General features: G+C 65.5%; 17 protein-coding genes. 13 read left to right on the top strand and 4 right to left on the bottom strand.

Annotated features, from left to right (window positions below):
- Positions 1 to 2: 2 nt before the first annotated feature.
- The 13 genes from ACWCIA_RS05600 to ACWCIA_RS05540 all read left to right on the top strand — a co-directional run bounded on the left by ACWCIA_RS05600 (position 3) and on the right by ACWCIA_RS05540 (position 17,136).
- A complete protein-coding gene (locus tag ACWCIA_RS05600; protein ID WP_454161603.1) occupies positions 3 to 1,196 on the top strand; it encodes a TIGR03087 family PEP-CTERM/XrtA system glycosyltransferase in 1,194 nt (397 codons plus the stop codon).
- The gene (xrtA, locus tag ACWCIA_RS05595; RefSeq protein ID WP_454161602.1) at positions 1,187 to 2,725 is read left to right on the top strand and encodes an exosortase A; all 1,539 of its coding nucleotides are present in this window, start codon (positions 1,187 to 1,189) and stop codon (positions 2,723 to 2,725) included. Before ACWCIA_RS05600 ends, xrtA begins: the two co-directional genes overlap by 10 nt.
- Positions 2,726 to 2,727: 2 nt before the next feature.
- The gene (locus tag ACWCIA_RS05590) at positions 2,728 to 3,912 is read left to right on the top strand and encodes a TIGR03088 family PEP-CTERM/XrtA system glycosyltransferase (RefSeq protein WP_454161601.1); all 1,185 of its coding nucleotides are present in this window, start codon (positions 2,728 to 2,730) and stop codon (positions 3,910 to 3,912) included.
- Complete coding sequence (locus ACWCIA_RS05585; protein ID WP_454161600.1) at positions 3,900 to 5,822, top strand: XrtA/PEP-CTERM system amidotransferase; 1,923 nt, start codon at positions 3,900 to 3,902, stop codon at positions 5,820 to 5,822. The genes ACWCIA_RS05590 and ACWCIA_RS05585 overlap by 13 nt, the downstream gene beginning before the upstream one ends.
- Positions 5,822 to 7,036: a TIGR04063 family PEP-CTERM/XrtA system glycosyltransferase gene (locus ACWCIA_RS05580; RefSeq protein WP_454161599.1), complete on the top strand. Its 1,215-nt coding sequence runs from the start codon at positions 5,822 to 5,824 to the stop codon at positions 7,034 to 7,036. Before ACWCIA_RS05585 ends, ACWCIA_RS05580 begins: the two co-directional genes overlap by 1 nt.
- Entirely contained in the window at positions 7,033 to 8,229 is a 1,197-nt protein-coding gene (locus tag ACWCIA_RS05575) for a glycosyltransferase family 4 protein (RefSeq protein ID WP_454161598.1), read from the top strand. Before ACWCIA_RS05580 ends, ACWCIA_RS05575 begins: the two co-directional genes overlap by 4 nt.
- Positions 8,230 to 8,247: 18 nt before the next feature.
- A complete protein-coding gene (locus tag ACWCIA_RS05570) occupies positions 8,248 to 8,370 on the top strand; it encodes a hypothetical protein (protein WP_454161597.1) in 123 nt (40 codons plus the stop codon).
- Between the two features lie 3 nt (positions 8,371 to 8,373).
- Positions 8,374 to 9,756, top strand: a complete 1,383-nt coding sequence (locus ACWCIA_RS05565) for a putative O-glycosylation ligase, exosortase A system-associated (protein WP_454161596.1) — start codon at positions 8,374 to 8,376, stop codon at positions 9,754 to 9,756.
- Between the two features lie 109 nt (positions 9,757 to 9,865).
- Entirely contained in the window at positions 9,866 to 11,326 is a 1,461-nt protein-coding gene (locus ACWCIA_RS05560; protein WP_454161595.1) for an MOP flippase family protein, read from the top strand.
- 23 nt (positions 11,327 to 11,349) lie between these two features.
- Entirely contained in the window at positions 11,350 to 13,098 is a 1,749-nt protein-coding gene (locus ACWCIA_RS05555; protein ID WP_454161594.1) for an asparagine synthase-related protein, read from the top strand.
- Positions 13,099 to 13,371: 273 nt separating this feature from the next.
- A complete protein-coding gene (locus tag ACWCIA_RS05550; RefSeq protein ID WP_454161593.1) occupies positions 13,372 to 14,352 on the top strand; it encodes a polysaccharide deacetylase family protein in 981 nt (326 codons plus the stop codon).
- A gap of 43 nt (positions 14,353 to 14,395) precedes the next feature.
- Positions 14,396 to 15,634 (top strand): glycosyltransferase, encoded by a 1,239-nt coding sequence (locus ACWCIA_RS05545; RefSeq protein ID WP_454161592.1) that lies wholly within the window; start codon positions 14,396 to 14,398, stop codon positions 15,632 to 15,634.
- A complete protein-coding gene (locus ACWCIA_RS05540; RefSeq protein ID WP_454161591.1) occupies positions 15,631 to 17,136 on the top strand; it encodes a lipopolysaccharide biosynthesis protein in 1,506 nt (501 codons plus the stop codon). The genes ACWCIA_RS05545 and ACWCIA_RS05540 overlap by 4 nt, the downstream gene beginning before the upstream one ends.
- A gap of 160 nt (positions 17,137 to 17,296) precedes the next feature.
- Here the strand turns inward: ACWCIA_RS05540 and ACWCIA_RS05535 are convergent, their stop codons facing one another.
- From ACWCIA_RS05535 to ACWCIA_RS05520, 4 genes are all read right to left on the bottom strand, one after another.
- Complete coding sequence (locus tag ACWCIA_RS05535; protein ID WP_454161590.1) at positions 17,297 to 18,361, bottom strand: polysaccharide deacetylase family protein; 1,065 nt, start codon at positions 18,359 to 18,361, stop codon at positions 17,297 to 17,299.
- 7 nt (positions 18,362 to 18,368) lie between these two features.
- On the bottom strand, positions 18,369 to 19,298 hold the full coding sequence (locus ACWCIA_RS05530; RefSeq protein ID WP_454161589.1) for a hypothetical protein: 930 nt from the start codon (positions 19,296 to 19,298) through the stop codon (positions 18,369 to 18,371).
- 451 nt (positions 19,299 to 19,749) lie between these two features.
- Positions 19,750 to 20,985 (bottom strand): pyridoxal-dependent decarboxylase, exosortase A system-associated, encoded by a 1,236-nt coding sequence (locus ACWCIA_RS05525; RefSeq protein ID WP_454161588.1) that lies wholly within the window; start codon positions 20,983 to 20,985, stop codon positions 19,750 to 19,752.
- Positions 20,982 to 22,571 (bottom strand): acyl-CoA ligase (AMP-forming), exosortase A system-associated, encoded by a 1,590-nt coding sequence (locus tag ACWCIA_RS05520; protein ID WP_454161715.1) that lies wholly within the window; start codon positions 22,569 to 22,571, stop codon positions 20,982 to 20,984. Before ACWCIA_RS05520 ends, ACWCIA_RS05525 begins: the two co-directional genes overlap by 4 nt.
- Positions 22,572 to 22,643: the final 72 nt, after the last annotated feature.

The following is a 22,643-nucleotide window of genomic DNA, read 5'->3' as shown; positions in this document are numbered from 1 at the left end:
CCGTGCAAGACCTGCTGCTACTGATCCACCGTATCCCTTATCCGCCGAACAAGGGCGACAAGATCCGCTCCTACCACCTGCTCAAGCATCTTGCGGGGCAGTACCGGGTGCACCTGGCGACCTTTGTCGACGACGCCGACGACTGGCAGCACGTGCCGAAGGTCGAGGCCATGTGCGCGAGCAGTCATTTTGCGCCGCTCAACCCGACGCTGGCGCGCGTGCGCAGCCTGGGCGCCCTGCTGAAGAACCGCTCGCTGTCGCTCGACTACTACCGCGACGCCAGCCTCGAACGCTGGGTCGACGCCACGGTCGCCAAGCACCAGATCGAGCGCGTGCTGGTGTTCTCGTCGGCGATGGCGCAGTACGCCGACAAGTACCCGCAGGCGCGCCGCGTGGTCGACTTCTGCGACGTCGATTCGGACAAATGGCGCCAGTACGCCGACCAGAAATCCTGGCCGATGAGCTGGCTGTACCGCCACGAAGCGCGCCAGCTGCTGTCCTATGAACGCCGCGTCGCGCGCGACTACGACGCCTCGCTGTTCGTCTCGGCCCCGGAAGCCCAGCTGTTCCGCGACCTGGCCCCGGAAAGCAGCGCCCGCATCGGCTTCTTCAACAACGGCGTCGATACCGAGTACTTCAGCCCCGACACTCCCTACGCCAATCCGTATGCCGGGGGCGAGCGCGCCGTCGTCTTCACCGGCGCCATGGATTACTGGCCGAACGTCGACGCCGTGCAGTGGTTCGCGAACGAGGTGTTCCCCACACTGCGCACGCGCTTTGCCGACCTGCGCTTCTACATCGTCGGCGCGCGCCCGACCCAGGCCGTGCGCGACCTCGAAAAACTGCCGGGCGTGACCGTCACCGGCACCGTGCCCGACGTGCGCCCCTACATCGCGCACGCCCAGGCCGCGGTGGCGCCGCTGCGCATCGCGCGCGGCATCCAGAACAAGGTACTCGAAGCGATGGCGATGGCCACCCCGGTCGTGGTGTCGCCGCAGGCACTGGAGGGCATCGAGGCCGAACCGGGCGCCGAACTGGTGCTGGCCGACGGCGCCGACGCCTTTGTGGAAGCCGTGAGCGGCATGCTGCACGCACGCCGGGATGCGATGGGACGCGCCGCACGCGAACGCGTCGAACGCCAATACAGCTGGCCGAGCAACCTGGCCTGCATCGGGGAGCGACTGGAATGTTCCTGAAACCGCCACCGGGCCTGGTCGAGGCCAACGCCCGTCCCGTGACGGGAGCCAATGCGCTCCTGGTCGTCCTTGCGCTGCTCGCGCCCCTGGTGCTGTATTTCGACACCGCGCGCTCGATCGTCGACATCTGGAACAGCTCGGAGACCTTCGCCCACGGCTACGCCATCGTGCCGATCAGCCTGTGGCTGATCTGGCGCCGGCGCGCCAATTTTTCCCTGATTCCCGCGCAACCGGCATGGCCGGTGCTGGCGCTGCTGGCGATCGCCGGCGCCGGCTGGCTGGCCGCGCGCATCGCCGGGGTGCAGGTCGTGATGCAGTACGCCTTTGTCGCGATGTTCCCGCTGGCGGCCTTTGCCCTGCTCGGGCGCCGCCTGGCCGGTTCGCTGACCTTCCCGCTGCTGTTCCTGCTGTTCGCCGTCCCCTTCGGCGAAGTCTTCGTCGACCCGCTGATCGGCATCACCGCCGACTTCACCGTGTGGGCGGTGCAGGTCACCGGCATCCCCGTGCTGCGCAACGGCACCCGCTTCGAGCTGCCCACCGGCAGCTGGTCGGTCGTGGAAGCCTGCAGCGGCGTGCGCTACCTGATCTCCTCGATCACCCTCGGCTGCCTGTACGCCTACCTGACCTACCGCTCGAACGTGCGCCGCGCGCTGTTCATCGGCCTGTCGGTCATCGTGCCGATCATCGCCAACGGCCTGCGCGCCTACATGATCGTCATGATCGGCCACCTCTCCGGCATGGAACTGGCGACCGGCGTCGACCACCTGATCTACGGCTGGCTGTTCTTCGGCATCGTGATGTTCCTGATGTTCTGGATCGGCAGCTACTGGCGCGAAGAAGAAGCGCCGTCACCAAGCGCACAGGCCGCCGTGGCCGGTATGGCAAACGCGGGCCCTGCCCGCTCGCTGCTGCCGATGGCGCTGGCGATCGTCGCCGTAGCCGCCGTCTGGCCAGCCTTTGCCGCCTACAACGACCGCGCCAACCACAACCCGGACGCCGTGTCGCTGGCCCTGCCGCAACTGGGCAGCCAGGCGAGCACCGCCGCCGCCTTCCCGGGCTGGGAACCGGACTACATGGCCCCGGATGCCAAGGTCGCCGGCGTCTACATGGAAGGCAGCCGCCCTGTGAAGCTGCAGGTGCTGTACTACCGCAACCAGGACAAGAGCAAAGGCCTGATCAGCTCGATCAACCGCCTGGCCGGCCCGAAGGATGCCTGGCACGCCACTAGCAGCAGCGGCCGCACCGTGGACGGCCTGGCCGTGCGCGAAACCACGCTGGCGGGTCCCGGCGGCCCGCTGCTGGTCTGGCACTGGATGTGGATCGATGGCCACAACACGACCAGCAACGTGGTCGGCAAGCTGCACACGGCCAAGGCCAAGCTGCTGTTCCATGGCGACGACGGCGCGCTGCTGGTGCTGGCGACGCCGGTGAACGACGACCCGCAGGCGGCGCGCGCCGCGCTGCGCGCCTTCATGGCACGCGGCGGCGAGGCCATCGAGGCCACGCTGCAGCAGACGCGGGGACGCTGAGCATGGCCGTGGTAACGCTTCATCGCACCGCCCCGCTGGTCGTGCACCTGATCTACCGCCTCGACATCGGCGGCCTGGAAACGCTGCTGGTCGATACGATCAACCGCATGCCGGCCGAACGCTACCGGCACGCGATCGTCTGCCTGACCGACTACACGGATTTCGCAGAGCGCATCGCGCGCCCGGACGTCGAGCTGTACGCGCTGCACAAGGCACCGGGTCTCGCGCCGGAGGTGCATGTCAAACTGTTCAAACTGCTGCGCCGCCTGCGCCCGGCCATCCTGCACACCTATAACCTCGGCACCATCGAGTACCAGGCGGTGGCTTTGCTGGCCGGCGTGCCGGTGCGCATCCACGCCGAGCACGGACGCGACGCCTCCGACCCGCAGGGTCTGAACCGCAAGCACAACCTGCTGCGCCGGCTGCTGGCGAACGTGATCGACCGCTATGTGCCGGTGTCCGCCGACCTCGCACGCTGGCTCGACACGACCGTGCGCCTGCCGAACCGCAAGGTGGAAACCATCATCAACGGCGTCGACACCGAGCGCTTTTATGCAGGTGCACCGGTAGCCCCGGCGGCAGCAGCCTGGCGCGCCGACGGCGCCTTCGTCATCGGCGCCGTCGGCCGCCTGCAGGACGTCAAGAACCATGCCTGCCTGATCGACGCCTTTGCGCGCCTGCGCGCACGCGTCCCCGACCAACAGCTGCGCCTGGTGCTGGTCGGCGACGGCCCGCTGCGCGCGCGCCTGGAAGCGCAGGCGGCCGCCAGCGGTGTCGGGGAGGACATTATCTTCGCCGGCGCCCATGCCGACGTCGCTGCAGTGCTGGGCGGCTTCTCGCTGTTCGCCCTGCCCTCGATCGCCGAAGGCACGCCGGTGACCCTGCTCGAAGCCATGGCCAGCGAACTGCCGGTCGTCGCCAGCCGTGTCGGCGGCATCCCGGAAGTGGTGACCGACGGCGTGCACGGCAGCCTGGTGCCGGCCGGCGATCCGGAAGCGCTGGCGCAGGCGCTGGCCACCTACGTACGCAACCCGGACCTGGCGGCAGCGCACTGCCGCGCCGCACGCGAACGCATCGAACACCAATACAGCATGGCGGCCATGCTGGCCGCCTACCTCGGCCTCTACGACCGCCTCTGCAAGAGCAAGACAACACTTCAACAAGCAATCACACCATGTGCGGAATAACTGGCATTTTTGACCTGCACGGCGGCCGGGCGATCGACCCGGCCCTGCTGCAGCGTATGAACGACTCGCAATTTCACCGTGGTCCGTCGGAGGGCGACCTGCACCTGGAGCCGGGCCTGGCCTTCGGCCACCGCCGCCTCTCGGTGATGGACCTGGCCGCGGGCCTGCAGCCCATGTTCAACGAAGACCACAGCGTGGTCATCGTGTTCAACGGCGAGATCTACAACTTCCGCGCCCTGATGACGGAACTCAAAGGCCTGGGCCACGAGTTCCGCACCCGCTGCGACACCGAGGTCATCGTCCACGCCTGGGAAGAATGGGGAGAAGACTGCGTGCACCGCCTGCGCGGCATGTTCGGCTTCGCGATCTGGGACCGCAACAAGCAGACCCTGTTCATGGCGCGCGACCGCCTCGGCATCAAGCCTTTCCATTACGCGCTGCTGCCGGACGGGATGTTCGCCTTCGGCTCGGAACTCAAATCCCTGCTAACGCTGCCGAACCTGGTGCGCGAGATCGACCCTTGCGCCGTCGAGGAATATTTCGCCTACGGCTACGTGCCCGAGCCGCGCACGATTTTCACCGGCGCGTTCAAACTGCTGCCGGGCCACACGCTGACCTTAAAGCCCGGCATGACGACGCTGCCGGCCTCGAAACAGTTCTGGGACGTGCCGTTCACGCCGCACGTCGGCATGACCGACGGCGACATCGAGGGCGAAACCATCCATCGCCTGCGCGAAGCGGTCGAGAGCCACATGGAAGCGGACGTGCCGCTCGGCGCCTTCCTGTCGGGCGGGGTCGATTCGAGCGCCATCGTGGCGATGATGGCCGGCCTGTCCGATCGTCCGGTGAATACCTGCTCGATCGGCTTCGACGAGGCGGACTTCGACGAGTCGACCTATGCCAAGCAGGTGGCCGAACGCTACAAGACCAATCACCGCATGGAAATCGTCGACAAGGACGACTACGGCCTGCTCGACATGCTCGCCGGCCTGTACGACGAGCCGTATGCCGACAGCTCGGCGATCCCGACCTACCGCGTCTGCGAACTGGCGCGCAAGAACGTGACCGTGGCCCTGTCGGGCGACGGCGGCGACGAGAATTTCGCCGGCTACCGCCGCCACCGCATGGCCATGGGAGAAGAGCGCGTGCGCTCGATGCTGCCGCTGGCCCTGCGCAAACCCGTGTTCGGCCTGCTCGGCAAGGCCTATCCGAAGGCCGACTGGGCGCCGCGCGTCTTCCGCGCCAAGACCACCTTCGAGGCCCTCGCGCGCGACCTGACCGAGGGTTACTTCCACGGCGTGTCGATCAACAACGACCGCGTGCGCGGCGGCATGTTCTCGGACAGTTTCAAGAGCAAACTGCAGGGCTACCGCGCGGTGGAAGTCATGCGCGGCTACGCGAATAACGCGCCAACCGACGATCCGCTGTCGCTGATCCAGTACATCGACATGAAGACCTACCTGCCGGGCGATATTTTGACCAAGGTCGACCGCGCATCGATGGCGCATGCACTGGAAGTGCGCGTGCCCCTGCTCGACCACCAGTTCGTCGAGTGGGTCTCCGGCCTGCCATCGGGCTGCAAGCTGCGCAACGGCGAAGGCAAGTACATCTTCAAAAAGGCGCTCAAGCCCTATCTGGGCGACGACATCCTGTACCGCAAGAAGATGGGCTTCTCGATCCCGCTGGCGACCTGGCTGCGCGGCCCGCTGGCCGGCGCCATGAAGTCGGCCGTGCTCAATCCCGCCCTGCTCGACACCGGCATTTTCAACCCGAACACCCTCAAGCAGATGGTCGACGAACACCAGGCCGCCACCAAGGACCACAGCACCGCGCTGTGGTCGGTACTGATGTTCGAAGCCTTCCTGCGCAAGAACGGCGCTGGCGCAGCCGCCGCCCCAAGGAGCAACTGATGCGCGTACTTCACGTCCTCGACCATTCGATCCCGCTGCACAGCGGCTATACCTTCCGTACCCGCTCGATCCTGCGCGAACAGCGCGCGCTCGGCTGGGAGACCTTCCATGTTACCGGCTCCAAGCAGAATTCCGACGACGCCCTCGAGGAAACCGTGGATGGCCTGCACTTCTACCGCACGCCGAAGTCCAGCGGGGCGCTCGCGCGCCTGCCGGTGCTGAACCAGAAGGAAGTCATCGACGGCCTGGTCCGGCGCCTGGGCGAGATCATCCCGAAGATCAAACCCGATGTGCTGCACGCGCACTCGCCGAGCCTGAACGCGATCGCCGCCCTGCGCGCCGGTAAACGCTTCGGCATCCCGGTGGTGTATGAGGTGCGCGCCTTCTGGGAAGACGCGGCCGTCGACCACGGCACCAGCGCCGAGAACGGCCTGCGCTACCGCGCCACGCGCGCGCTGGAAACCTATGCGCTGCGCCAGGCCGATGCGGTCACGACCATCTGCGAAGGCCTGCGCCGCGACATCGTCGCGCGCGGCATCCCGGCCGACAAGGTCACCGTGATCCCGAACGCGGTCGACATCGACAAGTTCGCCGTCGGCGGCAGCGCCGACCAGGATCTCAAAACGCGCCTGGGCCTGGCCGGCACCCGCCTGATCGGTTTCATCGGCTCGTTCTACGCCTACGAGGGCCTGGACGTGCTGCTGCGCGCGGTGCCGGCGCTGACGGCACGCCTGCCGGACCTGCGCGTGCTGCTGGTCGGCGGCGGTCCGCAGGACGCCCAGCTGCGCCAGCTGGCGCAAGACCTGAACATCGCCGACAAGGTCGTCTTTACCGGCCGCGTGCCGCACGACCAGGTCAACATGTACTACGACCTGCTCGACGTGCTGGTCTACCCGCGCCTGCCGATGCGCCTGACCGAGCTGGTCACCCCGTTGAAGCCGCTGGAAGCGATGGCGCAGGGCCGCATCCTGGCCGCGTCCGACGTCGGCGGCCACCTGGAACTGATCGAAGACGGCAAGACCGGCGTGCTGTTCAAGGCGGCGGATCCGGCCTCGCTGGCCGAAAAAGTCGGCGCCCTGCTCGAGCAGCAGGAACAATGGCCGGCCTTGCGCGCGAATGGCCGCCGCTTCGTCGAGACCGAGCGTAACTGGAAGGTCAGCGTGGGGCGTTACCCCAACATCTACGGCCGCCTGACGGCCCGGCGCGCTGCATGAAGATCCTGACTTTCAGTACCCTGTTCCCGAACAGCGAGAAGCCCGGGCACGGGATTTTCGTCGAAACGCGCCTGCGCCACCTGGTCGCCAGCGGCAAGGTCGAGGCGCGCGTGGTCGCGCCGGTGCCCTGGTTCCCGTCGACGAATCCGCGCTTCGGCAACTATGCGAAGCAGGCGCGGGTGCCGCGCGAGGAACTGCGCCACGGCCTGCGCGTGGCGCATCCGCGCTACCCGACCCTGCCGAAGATCGGCATGAACGTCGCGCCCCTGCTGCTGGCGCAGTCGGTGAAACCAACGATCGCGCGCATGTTAGATGAGGGTTACGACTTCGACCTGATCGACGCCCACTACTTTTATCCGGACGGCGTCGCCGCGGCCATGCTGGGCCGTTACTTCAACAAGCCGCTGGTCATCACCGCGCGCGGCTCGGACATCACGCTGCTGCCGAACTACACACTGCCGCGCCGCATGATCCGCTGGGCCGCCAACCGCGCCGACGCCATTATCACGGTCTGCAATGCGCTGCGCGACGAAGTCGTCGCCCTTGGCGTCGATGCCGGCCGCGTGACCTCGCTGCGCAACGGCGTCGACCTGCAGCTGTTCCAGCCGATCGAGCGCCAACCCAAGGCGGGCGCCTTTACGCTGCTGACGGTCGGCCACCTGGTGCCGGTCAAGGCGCAGGAACTGATCATTGCCGCGCTGCCGCTGCTGCCCGGCGTGCGCCTGGTCGTGGCCGGCGACGGCCCGAACCGGCAGATGCTGGAAGAACTTGCGCGCACGCTGGACGTCGCCGCCCGCGTCGACTTCCTCGGCGCCGTGCCGCAAGCCCAGCTGCGCAATCACTACGGCGCGGCCGACGCCCTGGTGCTGGCTTCCTCGCGCGAAGGCTGGGCCAACGTGCTGCTCGAATCGATGGCCTGCGGCACCCCGGTTGTCGCCAGCCGCGTGTATGGCACCCCGGAAGTGGTGGCCGCGCCGCAAGCCGGCGTGCTGATGGCCGAGCGCACGCCCCAGGGCGTGGCCGACGCCGTCAATGCCTTGCGCGCCAACTACCCGGACCGGGGCGCGACCCGCCGCTATGCCGAAGGCTTCAGCTGGGACGACACCACTGCCGGACAGCTCAACCTGTTCGAAGACATCCTCAACCGGCGCCAGCGCCAACCGTCCGGCGCACTTGCCTGCCGGACGCCCTAACCTGGATCGACACGCAAGATGGAATCAATTCTCTGGGCCTGCAACCTGCTGGCCGTCGTGTACCTGTGCCGCTGGGCCCTGCGCGCCGACGTGGCCGAGACCAAAGCCGAAGAACAACGCAAGAAGATGGGGCAGGGCTGATCCATGCGCGACCTCGTACTGTTAAGCCTCCTGCCCTTCATGCTGTACTTCATGGCGCGGCGCCCGTTCATCGGCCTCGGCATGTGGATCTGGACCGCGCTGTTCTTCCCCAACGCCTGGGTATACGGCGTTGCCGGCAACATCCGCTACAACCTGCTGTTCACCGGCGTAGCCATCCTGAGCTACCTGGTCATGAAGGACAAGCCCAAGCCCGCACTCGGGGCGCTGGGCGGCATGATCCTGCTGTTCTTCGTGTGGACGACCCTTTCGACCCTGATGACGATGGCGCCGCCGGAACGTTCCTGGGAAATCTGGAACCGCTTCGCCAAGGTGATCGCGCTGTTCGTATTCGTGATCCTGATCATCGAGAAGAAGCTGCATGTCGACTTCTTCCTGTGGTGCGTGGTGCTGTCGGTGGGCTTCTATGGCGATCTCGAGGCCCTCAAATACCTTGCCAGCGGCGGCGGGCACAAGATCGAAGGCCTGCCCGGCCACGCACTCGGCGACCGCAACGAACTTGCGCTTGCCTTCGTGATGACCCTGCCGATCTGCTTCTATCTGCTGGGCCAGTATGGCCAGCGTTCGCGGATCATCTGGCTCGGCCTGCTCGGCACGATGCTACTGCTGGTGGCCGCCGTCATCGGGACTCAGTCGCGCGGCGGTTTCGTGGCGCTTGCCGGTTTCGGCGTCTACCTGTTCGTCAAGACCGACCGCAAGGTACCGGTCCTGCTGCTGATCGGGGTATTGGTAATCGGGCTATCGTTCTTTGTGTCGGAAGAGTGGACCTCGCGCATGAACACGCTCGAAGCAGCCGATGAAGACGCTTCGTTCATGGGACGTGTCACCGCTTGGAAATTGAGTTTTATCCTCGCCATGCAGAATCCGTTCTTCGGAGGCGGTTTTAAATCGCTTGAAACCTTCTCGGTGTGGAGTGAGCTGTCACGCCACTTCTTCGACTACGAGTGGTTCTACACTGGTACTGCGCTGCCAAACGCCACGCGCGCCCGCGCTGCCCATAGCATCTATTTCCAAGTGCTGGCCGAGCACGGCTTCTTCGGCCTGGCTATCTACCTGATCTGCCTGCTGGGCGCATTCCTCAAGGCAGTTCGCATCGCACGCAGCATCAAGCGCGATGGCGGTCCGCAGTGGATCGGCTCGCTGGCAACCATGCTGCAACTTTGCCTTTTCGCCTTCGCCCTGGGCGGCGCGGCGCTGAGCTTTGCGTACTTTGAGCTGACCTTCGCCATCGTCGCTGTCCTGATCGTGTTGGAAGCCCGAATACTCCCTCAGGCGCGCAAGGCACAGGTTCTGGGGGTGGGCCTGGATGAGAAGGATATGCCCGTCAAGAATATGCCGGTGAACGAGCCCGTCCTCGGCAAGGCGTAACTGTTCGATAGTGCTGAATCGGCAGGCAGCGTGCCCTCCGTCGAACGGCGGCACGGCTGTCACGCCCGCGGGTATGACCGTTAATTAATGAGTTGTGGGAAAGCAGTGGATGACATCTAAGGAAAGCGTCGTAACCGGGGTCAAATGGACCTTTGTTTCAACGATGGGCAAACGCGCCATGGCGCTCCTGGCAAACGTCATCTTTGCACGACTGCTTGCCCCGGACGATTTCGGTCTGGTAGCGATGGCAGGGGTCGTTCTCGGTTTTGTCGACCTTTTCCGCGACCTCGGCACCGGGGCTGCGCTGGTACGCCAAAAAGAGCTTCGACCCAGCCTGCAATCGAGTGTGTTCTGGCTGAACCTGGTTTTCGGGCTCACGATGACCTTGCTGATGATGGCACTGTCGCCCGTCATTGCCGCACTCTACCGCGAGCCGCGCGTCCAACCGGTCATCATGGTGATGTCGGTTTCGTTCCTGCTGTCCTCGATCGCCATCGTCCAGTCCGGGGTACTCGTTCGTGAAATGCGTTTTGAGGCACTGGCAAAGATCGAGCTCGCCGCATCGGCATCCTCGTACCTGGTCGGCATCAGTGCCGCACTATTGGGACAAGGGGTATGGAGCCTGGTCTACCAGGTGATGACGTACACGGCGCTCAGCACCATCCTGATCTGGATCGTCGGCGACTGGCGCCCGCAACTGGTCTTCGTCTGGGCCGAAGTACGCAGCATTATGGGCTACAGCCTGAACCTGGTCGGCTATAACGTCTTCTATTACTTTGCCCAGAACGTCGACAACCTGCTGATCGGCCGCTACCTCGGTACCGGTGCACTGGGTGTCTACGACCTGGCATTCAAGCTCATGGCGTTCCCGATGCAGGCAATCTCTGCCGTGTTCAGCAAAGTCATGCTGCCCTATTACGCCAAGGCTCAGGACGACCTGCCGCGCTTCCGCCGGGTATTCCTGCAGATTGCCAGCGCAATTGCATTCATCAGTTTCCCGCTGATGATCGGCCTGTTTGCCACCCGAGAACATTTTGTCCTGTCGGTGTTTGGTGCCGACTGGGCCCAGATGATCCCCCTGCTGGCGATGTTTGCGCCCCTGGCGGCAATACGCTCGGTGCTCACGACCACAGGGTCGATTTACGTTGCAACCGGCCGTGCGGATTTGCAACTGCGTTGGGGTATCGTGTCCAACCTGATCGTATTTGTTGGCTTGGCAATTGGTTTGCAATGGGGCATCATCGGTGTCGCGGCTGGATTTACGATCACGGCGTTACTGCTGCTTTACCATAACTTCATGATCCCGTTCCGCCTGGTCGGCCTGACGCTGCCCGACCTGCTCGAGGCATTGCGGCCTACCGCCCTGTGCACAGGCTTGATGCTGGCGCTGCTCACGCTGTTCGATATCGTGTTTGCTGACATGATCGGACATCCCGCAGCGCTGGGACTGCTGATATGTGCAGGCATTGCAAGCTATACGATCTTCACTTGGATTCTCAACCGCGAGATGCTGTACCAGTTTATTGCGACAGCCGGATTCAAGAAGCAGCCGGTCGCGATATCACGTTGAACAACTAAAACGAACTCGACATAATGACCATTTTCGCTGGCGCTTACAGCCTTGATCCGAACGACCCGCTGCCGACCCAGCTGGTCGACCAATTACGTGGTGCTGTGTCACGCTCGCCGTTGGACACTCCCCAGCAGTATGCCGCTGCGGGCTTTTTTGCGCTCAAGGTCGATATCAATGCGTTCGACGCCCCCGGGGACCACACCGATGCTGGCGGCAACGTCACGATCGTGGCGGGCGAGCCGCTGCTGAGCGAAGGCGAAGGCGATCCGGACTGGAACCGCGCGAGAGACGCAGATGTCCTGCACCAGGAATTCAACTGTGGCAGCCATGCCGTTTTGAGCCGCGCGCGCGGCACGTTTTGCGGCCTGCACTACCACGCGACAGACCACCGCCTGACCCTGTTCGTCGACAAAATCGGTGTGCGTCCACTGTATGTCTGGGCCGGCCCGCGCTTTGTCGTGTTCAGTACCGCCTTGCGTGTCCTGGAAGCCATTCCCGCAGTGCCGAAGCAATTTGACGTGCGCGGTGTTACCGAAGTCGTGGCATTTAATTTTTCGCTGGGCGACCGGACGCCTTACCTTGGCATCAATATGCTGCGCAGCGGCGAAACGGTATCGGTGACAGGCGGCCAGGTTGAACGCTCCCTGTATTGGCGCTGGGACGGTCCGCTCGACACGAGCGTCGATTACGACCAGGCCGTCAAACGTTCCTACAGCGAGTTTATTAAGGCCATCGACAGGCGCCACCGCAAGTCAGCGATCGCCGCTGCCTTCCTGAGTGGAGGGCTCGATTCCCGCGTCATCGTCGGTGGCCTGGCGGCCAATGGCAGCACGGTCTTTGCCGTAAACTACGCCCCCGACCGCAGCCAGGACCAGGTGTTTGCCAAGTTTGTTGCTGACAAGCTCGGCATCAACTACACGCAAATCGAGACCAATGCGAACAACGTGAGCCAGGGGTACCGCAAGGACGCCGTCGCGAAATGGATCAAGCAAACCTTTGCCAACGTCGCCGATGGCGGTAAGGCGCCGCGGATCTGGTCGGGCGATGGTGGTAGCGTGGGCTTGGGTAATGTCTACATGACACCGGAAATTGTTGACGCGATGGAACGCGACGCGACGACGGAAGCCATTGAACTTTTCCACAAAGGCATCCCGCAGCGCATCTTCAAACGCCAGGCCCAGACCAAATTGCGCCGCCTGCCCTATGACGGCATCAAAGATGAGCTTGCTGCCATCGACAGCCCGGATGGCGGCCGGAAATTCCACCTGTTTTTGATGTTGAACGACCAGCGTCGCCATCTTGCCCAGCACTTCGAGAATATCGACGTCGAACGGATCGAATTCGAGCTGCCATTCTTCGATGCAGATTTCCTGGAGAGCGTGCTACGCCTGCCCAATGACTGGTTCATGGCCCACCGCTTCTACATGGACTGGCTGGCAGAGTTCCCGAACGGACTCGACACGATCCCATGGCAAGCGTATCCCGGCCATATCCCATGTACATTACCGAGCCCGCCGGGCCTGAGGTATCAATGGGAAGAGTATTACGACAAGGGCATGTATGCACAGATTCGCAGCGCTGCGGCAAAAAAAGGAAAACACATGCTCGCCGCTCCGCGTTTCCCTGACCACATCATCAGCCGCAATGTGCTGCGTGTCGCCAGCCTGATGACCGGTACCGGCCTGAGGGACTATCAATACCTGATCACGACCGCCGGTGTATTCCAGCGCTACTGGGAAGCAACCGATGACGTCAGGAATGCGGCCTGAGGGGTAGATTGCAGCGGTGGCCATACGCATTTGTAGCGCACGGCAGGGCGGGAACGGTTGGGCGTAGAGGCGTGATCGATGGCCTGCCACAGGCCCTGCAGCGAACCCGCTCCGCTGCTTGAAGCGCCAGTCTGGAAACAAAAGAATAAGCTGATGTGTTTCCTATCGAACATTGGATTTTCTTTATTTCTGCGATGCTCATCGTTCTTGGCAATACCTGTACGAAGAACCACCTACGCAACGATGTATCAGCATGTTGCGCCGAACGATTGAATGGCGACATTGAACCAACATTCCTACCTGACTGAACGCCTGATCCGCACGGTGGGCAACGCCATCGCGCTGGCCGGCCGCGGCAACCGGCTATGCGTGGTCAACTATCACCGCATCCTCGCCGGGCCCGACCCGCTGCTCGAATCGGAGCCGGACGTCGCCGCCTTCCGCTGGCAGATGGCATTGCTGGCGCGCTGCTTCAACGTGCTGCCGCTGTCGCAGGCCCTGGCCGCGCTCGACGCCGGCACGCTGCCGCCGCGCGCCGTCTGCATCACCTTCGACGACGGCTACCGCTCGGTGCACGACCTGGCGCTGCCGGTGCTGCGCGAATTCGGCCTGCCGGCCACGGTGTTCGTCACCAGCGGCTTCGTGGGCGAAGGCAACATGTGGAACGACCGCATCATCGAGGCGGTACAGAGCCTGACCGAGGACACGCTCGACCTGTCCGACCAGGGCCTGGGCAGCTACGCGCTGGGCAGCCTGGAAGCGCGCAAGCAGACCCTGAGCCGGCTCACCGAGCACTCGAAATACCTGCCGCCGGCGGCGCGCGCCGCGCTGGTCGAACGCCTGGAGGCGATGGTCGGCGACGACCTGGCGCCGGGCCTGATGCTGACGCCGCAGATGATCCGCAACCTGCAGCAGGGCGGTATCGAGATCGGCGCCCATACCGTGACGCACCCGATCCTCACCAGCCTCGACGACGACACCGCGCGCCTCGAGATCGCCACCGGCAAGGCCGACCTCGAGGAAATCGTGGGCCAGCCGGTGCGCCTGTTCGCCTACCCGAACGGCAAACCCGGCAAGGACTTCGACGAGCGCCACGCGGCGATGGTGCAGGCAGCCGGTTTCGCCGCCGCCTTCACCACCCTGCCCGGCCCGATCACCCGAGGCCACGACCGCTTCCAGCTGGCGCGCAGCCGCCCCTGGGACAAGACCCCGCTGATGTTCGGCCTGCGCCTGTTGCGCTGGCTGGCAGAGTGAGCAGGCAAGAGCACGACCCCATTTTAGGTAAGACGAAACAAGCATGAAAACTAAACACGCGTTGATGGTGGCCTTCCACTTCCCGCCACAGACCGGCAGCAGCGGCGTCCAGCGCACCCTGAGCTTCTCGAAGCGCCTGCAGGCGCAATCCTGGCATCCGCTGGTCCTGTCGGCCAACCCGCGCGCCTATGCGACCCACAACCCGGCCCAGCTGGCCAGCCTGCCGCCCGACCTGGTGGTGTGCCGCGCCTTTGCGCTCGATACCAAGCGCCACCTCGGCCTGGGCGGGCGCTACAGCGAGCTGATGGCGCTGCCGGACCGCTGGATCAGCTGGTGGGGCCACGGCGTGCTGGCCGGGCTGAAGCTGATCCGCCGTCACAAGCCCTCGGTGCTGTGGTCGACCTTCCCGATCGCCACCGCGCACCTGATCGCGCTGACCCTGCAGCGCATCACCGGGCTGCCCTGGATCGCCGACTTCCGCGACCCGATGCTGCAGCCTGCGCACCCCTCGTCGAAGCGCCAGCGCCGCATCTACGGCTGGCTCGAAAAACAGACGCTGCAGCGCTGCCGCTTCGCCGTGTTCACCACGGATAACGCGATGAACGCCTACCGCGCGCGCTTCCCGGAGATCGACCCGTCGAAATTCCACGTGATCGAGAACGGCTACGACGAAGACGACTTCGCCGCCTCCACCAACGGCATCGTGCCGACCGTGAACGCGCGCACCACCCTGCTGCACAGCGGCATCCTGTACGACGCCGGGCGCAACCCCGAGCAGTTCCTGGCCGCGCTGGCGCAGCTGAAGGCGGCCGGCACGATCGACGCCTCCCTGCGCGTGGTGCTGCGCGCACCGGGCGACATCCCGGGCACGATCGAAAAAGTACAGCGCCACGGCGTACAGGACATCGTCGAGGTGCTGCCGCCCGTGCCCTACCGCGACGCCCTGCACGAAATGCTGTCGGCCGACGGTTTATTGATCTTCCAGGGCACGCCCTACAACAACCAGATCCCGGCCAAGATCTACGAATACTTCCGCGCGCGCAAACCGATCCTGGGACTGGTCGACGCCGCCGGCGAGACGGCCGGCGTGCTGCGCCGCGCGGGCTTCCTGGACATGGCGCCGATCGACGACACCGCCGCGCTGGCGCCGGCGATCGCCGATTTCGTGGGCGCGATCCGCAGCGGCAGCGCGCACCGCGCCAGCGAGGAGCTGGTGGCGCGTTCCTCGCGCACCCACAAGGCGGTGCAGCTGGCGCAACTGTTCGACGAGGCCGCGCGGTGAGCACCGACAGCGTCAACAAGCAGATCGCCAAGGGGGCGGCCTGGATGGTCGCCTTCAAGATGCTCGACAACGCCCTGGGCCTGGTCAGTACCCTGGTGCTGGCGCGCATGCTGGCGCCGCAGGACTTCGGCCTGGTCGGCATGAGCATGGTGCTGCTGGCGGCGATGACGCTGCTGATGTCGTTCAGCTTCGACATCCAGCTGATCCAGAATCCGAACGCCGAGCGCAAGCATTACGACACCGCCTGGACCTTCAACGTCCTGTTCGCCACCAGCTGCGGCATCCTGATGGCCCTGCTGGCGCCGGCCACGGCCGCTTTCTACCGCGAGCCGCGGCTGGAAATGATCCTGTACGTGATGGCCGTCGGCTTCGTGCTGCAGGGTTTTTCGAACATCGGCACCGTGAAATTCCGGCGCGAGATGCGCTTCGACCGCGAATTCAAGTTCCTGCTCAGCAAACGCATGTCGAGCCTGTTAGTCACCATTCCGCTGGCCGTCACCATGCGCAACTACTGGGCGCTGGTGATCGGCCAACTGGCCGGCACCATCCTGTCGCTGGTGATGTCGTACGTGGTCAGCAGCTACCGGCCGCGCTTTTCGCTGGCGGCCAAGGGGGAGATGTTCCATGGCTCCGTCTGGCTCATGGTGAACAACTTCATCCAGTTCCTGCACAACCGCGCGCCGACCTTCGTCATCGCGCGCATGCTCGGTGCGGCGCCGGTCGGCACGTACTCGATCGCGGCCGAAATCTCGCTGCTGCCCTCGAACGAACTGGTGGCGCCGATCAACCGCGCGGCCTTCCCCGGCTACGCCAAGGCGGCGCACGACATGGACAAGCTGCGCGACAGCTTCCTGAAGGTGATCGCCTCGATCGCCCTGATCGCCCTGCCCGCCGGCATCGGCATCGTCGCGGTGGCCGAACTGCTGGTGCCGGCGGCGCTCGGCTGGAAGTGGATCGAGGCGATCCCGATCATCCAGCTGCTGGCCGTGTACGGCATCATCAAGGCGCTGCAGACGAACATCTCCTACATCTACCTGGTGCTGGGCATGACCAAGCGGATCACCTTGATTACCTCGATCCAGGTGCTGATCCAGACCGCGGCGCTGATCCCGGGCGTCTACTATTACGGCGTGCAGGGCGCAGCCTGGTCCTACCTCGGCACCTCGATCCTGCTGATCCCGCTGAACCAGTACCTGGTCGCGCAGTGCCTGCAGCTGTCGGCAACCCGCTTCTGCCGCGAGCTGATGCGTCCCCTGATCGCCTCGCTGGCGATGATGGCGGTCGTGGTGGCGATCAAGAGCCAGCTCGTCCTGCGCCACGAAACGCTCGACTACGTGCTGGCGCTGCTGCTGTGCGCGGCCAGCGGCGCCCTGGTGTACGTGACGGTAATGTATGCGCTGTGGCGGTTCGCCGGGCAACCGGCGGGCGCCGAGGAATTCGCCTTCCGCCGCATGCAGGGCGTCCTGGGCAAGGTGGGAATTCGGCTGAAACTGGTGGGATAAGGCAGAAGGGAATTCAGAAGACAAAAATGGCGTCCGCGATGGACGCCATTTTTTTGGGAGAAAACTCAGCGAGCCGCGGCTGCGCAGGGTAGCGAGATCGCTAAATCGTTCGCGAGCGACACATCAACGCCGCCCGCTGCCGGAAACGCCTTATTGCTCCTCAGGCCGTCGCCGGACGCAGCGTGCGGTGCGGCCGGTGCGCGCGGCGCGCGAACCTGCGTAGCAGTTCCAGCACGCCACTCATCTCCGCTTCAAACTCGATCATGGAGACATCCCCGCCATCGAGGAAGCGCGGCAGGTAGTAGCGGGCGTCGGGGTCGCGCGGGTCGACCAGGCCGGGCACGCAGGTGGTGGCGGTCTCGACGCCGGCGGCGCGCATCACCTCGGCCCCGTGCTCGTCGAAGCTGCCGCTCGGGTAGCAATAGTGTTTCGGATAAGGCAGGCCGCAGTCGAGGATGCGTTCCCGGTTGAGCTCGATGTTGTCGCGGTTACGCCCCGGATGGCCCGGCAGGTAGACATGCTCGTGTCCATGCAATTCGATGCGGCAGCCCGCTTCCGACGCACTCAGCAGCTCGTCTTGTGTCATGTAGCTGAAGCGGCGCGATTCCAGGTCCAGCTGGGCTGCGGGAATCCCGAGGGCTGCGGCAAAGCGCTTCAGGCTGCCGGTGATGGAATGCGGATCCTGGTCGGCCAGCCAGCGTTCGGCAGCCACGCACAGGCGCTCGCGCTCGCGTGCATGGGCGAGGTTCCAGCTGCCCTCGACGCCAAAGCCGAATCCATCGAGCACGACTTGCTGCGATCCCGCCTTCCACAGCAGATAGCGCACGGTGACCGGAATGATCGGCACGCCCACGTCATAGGCTTCCGAATGCAGGTAGAGCACCGGCTGGTAGCCGTATTCGGCGAGCGATGGCAGCAGGTCGCGGTAGCTCGAATACCAGCCGTCGTCGAGGGTGACGGCCACCGGAATGCCGGGTTTGCCCGTGCCGCCGGGCTGGGTCACCTCTTCCAGCTCCGCCGGGGTGAAGCCGTGGCTGCGCAGCCAGTCCAGGCGCTGGCGCAGCTGCTCGCGGGTGCAGAACAGCTTCGGGTTGTAATGGCGTTCGTCGCCGATGCTGCCCGCGTGGTAGCACAGGATGCGTGGGCGCTTGCGGGTCGCGGTGCGCACCAGCGCAAACAGCCCCGTGTACTTGGCGGCGTGCAGGATGACGTTCTTGAGCTTCATGGGTTCCTCAGTTCTTGCCGGGGTGGCGTCGTGCCCAGGCGATCTGGGCGCGGCGCGGCCATACCAGTGCGTAGGAGGCCGGACGGTAGCGGCCGGCCTCGACCAGGGCGCGCCGGGTCGCGGACGTGGCCGTTGCATTCGCCACGGCCTGGTCGTTATGGGAGTCGAGCATGCAGCGCGCGCCGCCGGCGACCGGCACCTCGCGCAGGTAGGCCAGGCGCGGGCTGACGCGGGCAATCGCCGGGTCGTAGAACCAGCTGCCGGCAAACATGCCGAGGTTGTCGGGATGCAGGGCGTACAGCTCGGCGCAGCAGCGGTAGCACTCGTTGCGTCCTTCCTCGTTGAATTCGTCGGTGTACAGCTTGTTGACGTGCACCTCGAAATAGGGCTTGAAGCCGCCGGCGCGCAGGAAAAACAGGGCGCGCGCGGGCAGGCGCGCCAGGCCCGCCTTCCACATCAGCGAGCGGCCGACGCCCGAATACGGGTCGATCACGCTGGAGGCGCCCGCATACAGGCGCAGAGTCGCCAGGCCGAACTCCTTCAGGAACACGTCGGCCTCGAGCCGGCAGTGGGGCAGGAAGCGCTCGTCGTGCAAGGCCAGGCGGGCGAACTGGCGCAGCTGGTGAGCGCGTACGCGCGCCGGCAGGCGCGCCAGCCGCTCGCTGGCCATGCTGGCGCGCACGGCGGCCAGCAGGCTGGCCAGCAGGAAGCGGCTCGCGCCTTCCGCGCCGGCGGCGCCCGCCACGGCCGCATGCAGCGCGCGCGCCTGCGAGGTCAGATGTTTAAAGGTCGCGCCGGCAGGCGGCGGGCCGAAGCAGGCGATGAAGGCGTCGATGCGCTGATCGATATCCGGCAGCGCCGCGCGCAGCGGAGCAATGGCCGCTTCGCACGCCGCATCGAGCTGCTCGTCGAAGGTAGTCAAGGTCTGGGCCAGCATCGCGGTCAGTCGTCCAGGCGGGCGGTTGGGGACAAACGGATGAGTACTGGCGCGAACGGCATCATGGCGGACTGTTGGACGGTCGAATTGGGCAGCGGCCGGCAAGGCCGGGCCAGGGATCGTGATCGGTTTATTAATTTACTTACAACACTTAGCTTACCGAAAAATTTACAAATGGCACGCACGATTGAACAGGCACATTTTGAACAGTGCCCGTATTGACGGGCTTTCCTTGAATTTCAGAAATGTTTATTTTGGGTAAAAAAGCAGTCGCGCCGGCATGCACTGGAGCTTTCAATTTAACAATTTAAATTTCCTAGAATGAAGCTATCGTTGAGGAAATAAAAGCTGAACGGAAGCAGCGTCGGGTCCGGTGGACGAGAAGAAACGGGAGGGAGAAAACGAAACGGGCCGCAAAAGCGGCCCGTTGGGGATCAGTGGAGGAAACGGCTTAGACCAGCACTTCGGGCGAGTCCGGATGGCTGAGGAAGCCCTGCGGGCTGGCCGAGCGGCCATAGGCGCCCGACTGGAACACGACGACCAGGTCGCCGATCTCGGCTTGCGGCAAGTCCATGCGTTCGGCCAGCAGATCCAGGGGCGTGCACAGCGGGCCGACCACCGAGGCGGTCTCCGTGGCGCCGCTGGCGCGCATGCGGTTGCCGATCGCGACCGGGTAGTTCTTGCGGATCACCTGGCCGAAGTTGCCCGAAGCGGCAAGGTGATGATGCAGGCCGCCGTCGGTCACCAGGAACACCTGGCCGCGCGAGACCTTGCGGTCGACCACGCGCGCCACGTACACGCCCGCCTCGCCCACCAGGTAGCGTCCCAGCTCGATCGAGACTTGCGCCTGCGGCAGGCGCTCCCTGACCCGCGGCAGGGCGGCACCGAGGGCGGCGCCGATCGGCGCCAGGTCGAGCGCGGCCTCGCCCGGGAAATACGGAATGCCGAAACCGCCGCCGATGTTCAAGATGCGCACCGGGTCGCGCGCCTCCCCCGCCAGCCGTTCGGCCAGCACCAGGGTCTGGGTCTGGGCCTCAATGATGGCCTCGGCCCTCAGGCTTTGCGAGCCGCTGAAGATGTGAAAACCCAGTACGGTCAAACCGAGGCTCGCCGCCAGCGCCAGCAGGCGCGGCGCATCCTCGGCATCGATGCCGAACTGTTTTGCGCCTCCCCCCATGCGCATGCCCGAGCCTTTCAGTTCGAAGTCGGGGTTGATGCGCAGGACCAGCAGGGGCGCGATGCCGAGCTGCTCTCCGATGCGCGCCAGCGCGCGGATTTCGCGCTCGGACTCGGCATGGACGACGGCGCCGGCCGCCACCGCGCGCGCCAGTTCGGCGTCCGACTTGCCGGGGCCGGCAAAGCTGATGCGTTCGGGCGCCATGCCGGTGTCGAGCGCCACTTTCAACTCTCCCGCGGAAGCAACGTCGATGCCGTCCACCAGCGCCGACAGGTGCTGCACCAGCGCCGGCATCGGATTGGCCTTCATCGAGAAGTGCAGTTCGACTTCCGGCGGCAGGTGGGCCCGTACATGCGCCACGCGCTCGCTCAGCAGGCGCCGGTCGTAGGCATAGAAGGGCGTGCTGCCGACGCGTTGCGCCAGGCGAGTGAGCGGAATGCCGCCCACCTGCAGGCAATCGTCGACGACCGGGAACAGGGTCTGCTCGGCGTGGACCGGTTTCGCATTCATGGCTTAGCTTCCTTGCTTTCGTCGAACATCGTCATAAAGGGCTGTTGCAGCAGCTTGCGGTCGATCTTCCCGTTCGGGTTGCGCGGGAAGGAGGCCGCGTGCAGCCCGATGTGGGCCGGCACCATCCAGGCCGGCAGGCGGCGCTGGCATTCCTTCAGCAGCGTGGCGCTCGCCAGGCCGGGCTCCTTCGGCAGCGCCAGCAGCACGATCGCCTGGCCCAGCTGCGGATGCGGCACCCCGAAGGCGACCGCTTCCGCCGCCAGGCCGCTCGCATGCACCACTTCCTCGATTTCGAGCGGGCTGACGCGGTAGCCGGAGACCTTGATCATGTCGTCGGAGCGGCCGATAAAATACAGGAAGCCCTCCTCGTCCATGCGCACCGTGTCGCCCGACCAGACCGCCATCTCGACCAGCGGCAGCGCCGGATCCTGCCCCGGCGCCGGCTTGAAACGCTCCGCGGTTTTCACCGGATCGTTCCAGTAGCCGAGCGAGACGAGCGCGCCGCGGTGCACCAGCTCTCCCGGCTCGTTCGGCGCGCAGGGCGTGCCGTCGGGACGCACCACCATCACCTGCGCGTTCGGGATCGCGCGCCCCATCGAATCCGGACGCCGATCCAGTTCTTCCGGAGGCAGGTAGGTCGAGCGGAAGGCTTCGGTCAGGCCGTACATCAGGAACAGCTCGGCGCCGGGCAGGGCCGCGCGCAGGCTGGCGACCGTGGCGGTCGGCAGCGCGCCGCCGGAATTGGTCAGATAGCGCAGCGTGCAGTCCGCCGGCCAGGCCAGGTTCGCCAGCTGGAACCACAGCGGCGGCACCGCGGCCAGGCCCGTGATGCGCTCGGCCACCACTGCGTTCAGGATGTCTTTGGCGAACAGGTGGTTGATCAGGACCGCCGTGGCGCCGGTCAGGAAAGCGCAGGTCAGCTGGCTCAGGCCGTAGTCGAAACTGAGCGGCAGCACGGACAGGATGCGGTCGCGCGGCGTGAGCGCCAGGTAGCCGGCCACGCTGCGGGCGCCGGCCACCATGTTCCGGTGCGACAGCACCACGCCCTTCGGTTTTCCCGTGCTGCCCGAGGTGTAGAGGATGGCGGCCATGTCGGCGTCGATCGCGCGGCGCGCGGCGGCGACACCCGCTTCGAGTGGGCGTTGAGAGGCCTCCCAGCCGCGCACCGGGAGCGGTGCGTCGGCGGCCGGCGCGCCGGTGACGAACACCGTGCGCAGGTCGGGCAAGGCCGCGAGGACGCCTTGTAACTGCGCCAGCCGTTCGTTCGAGGTCACCAGCACGCGCACGTTGCAGTCGGCCAGGATGTGCGCCACCTGCTCGGGTTTCAGCTGCGGGTTGACCGGCACGAAGACGGCGCCGGCCAGCGCGGCGCCGAACATCGCGGCCACGTTCTCGACGCGCTTTTCCAGGAACACGGCGACGCGCTCGCGCGGCTGCACGCCGGCGTCGACCAGCGCGCCGGCCGCGCCCTCGACGCTGGCCGCCAGCGCGGCATAGTCGAGGCGCGTGCTTCCATGGACGAGCGCCTCCAGGCCGGGGGTGCGGCGGGCGGAATCGAAAACAACATCGTGGATCAGGTCAGCCATGGTCGGATCGAGCAGGTTGGTGCGGGTCGGTGCGGTGCGTGCGGGGAAGCACCCCGCGCAGCCCGCAATCTT

Source organism: Massilia sp. SYSU DXS3249 (genome assembly GCF_053668055.1).
This window is presented reverse-complemented; position numbering and strand designations above follow the sequence as displayed.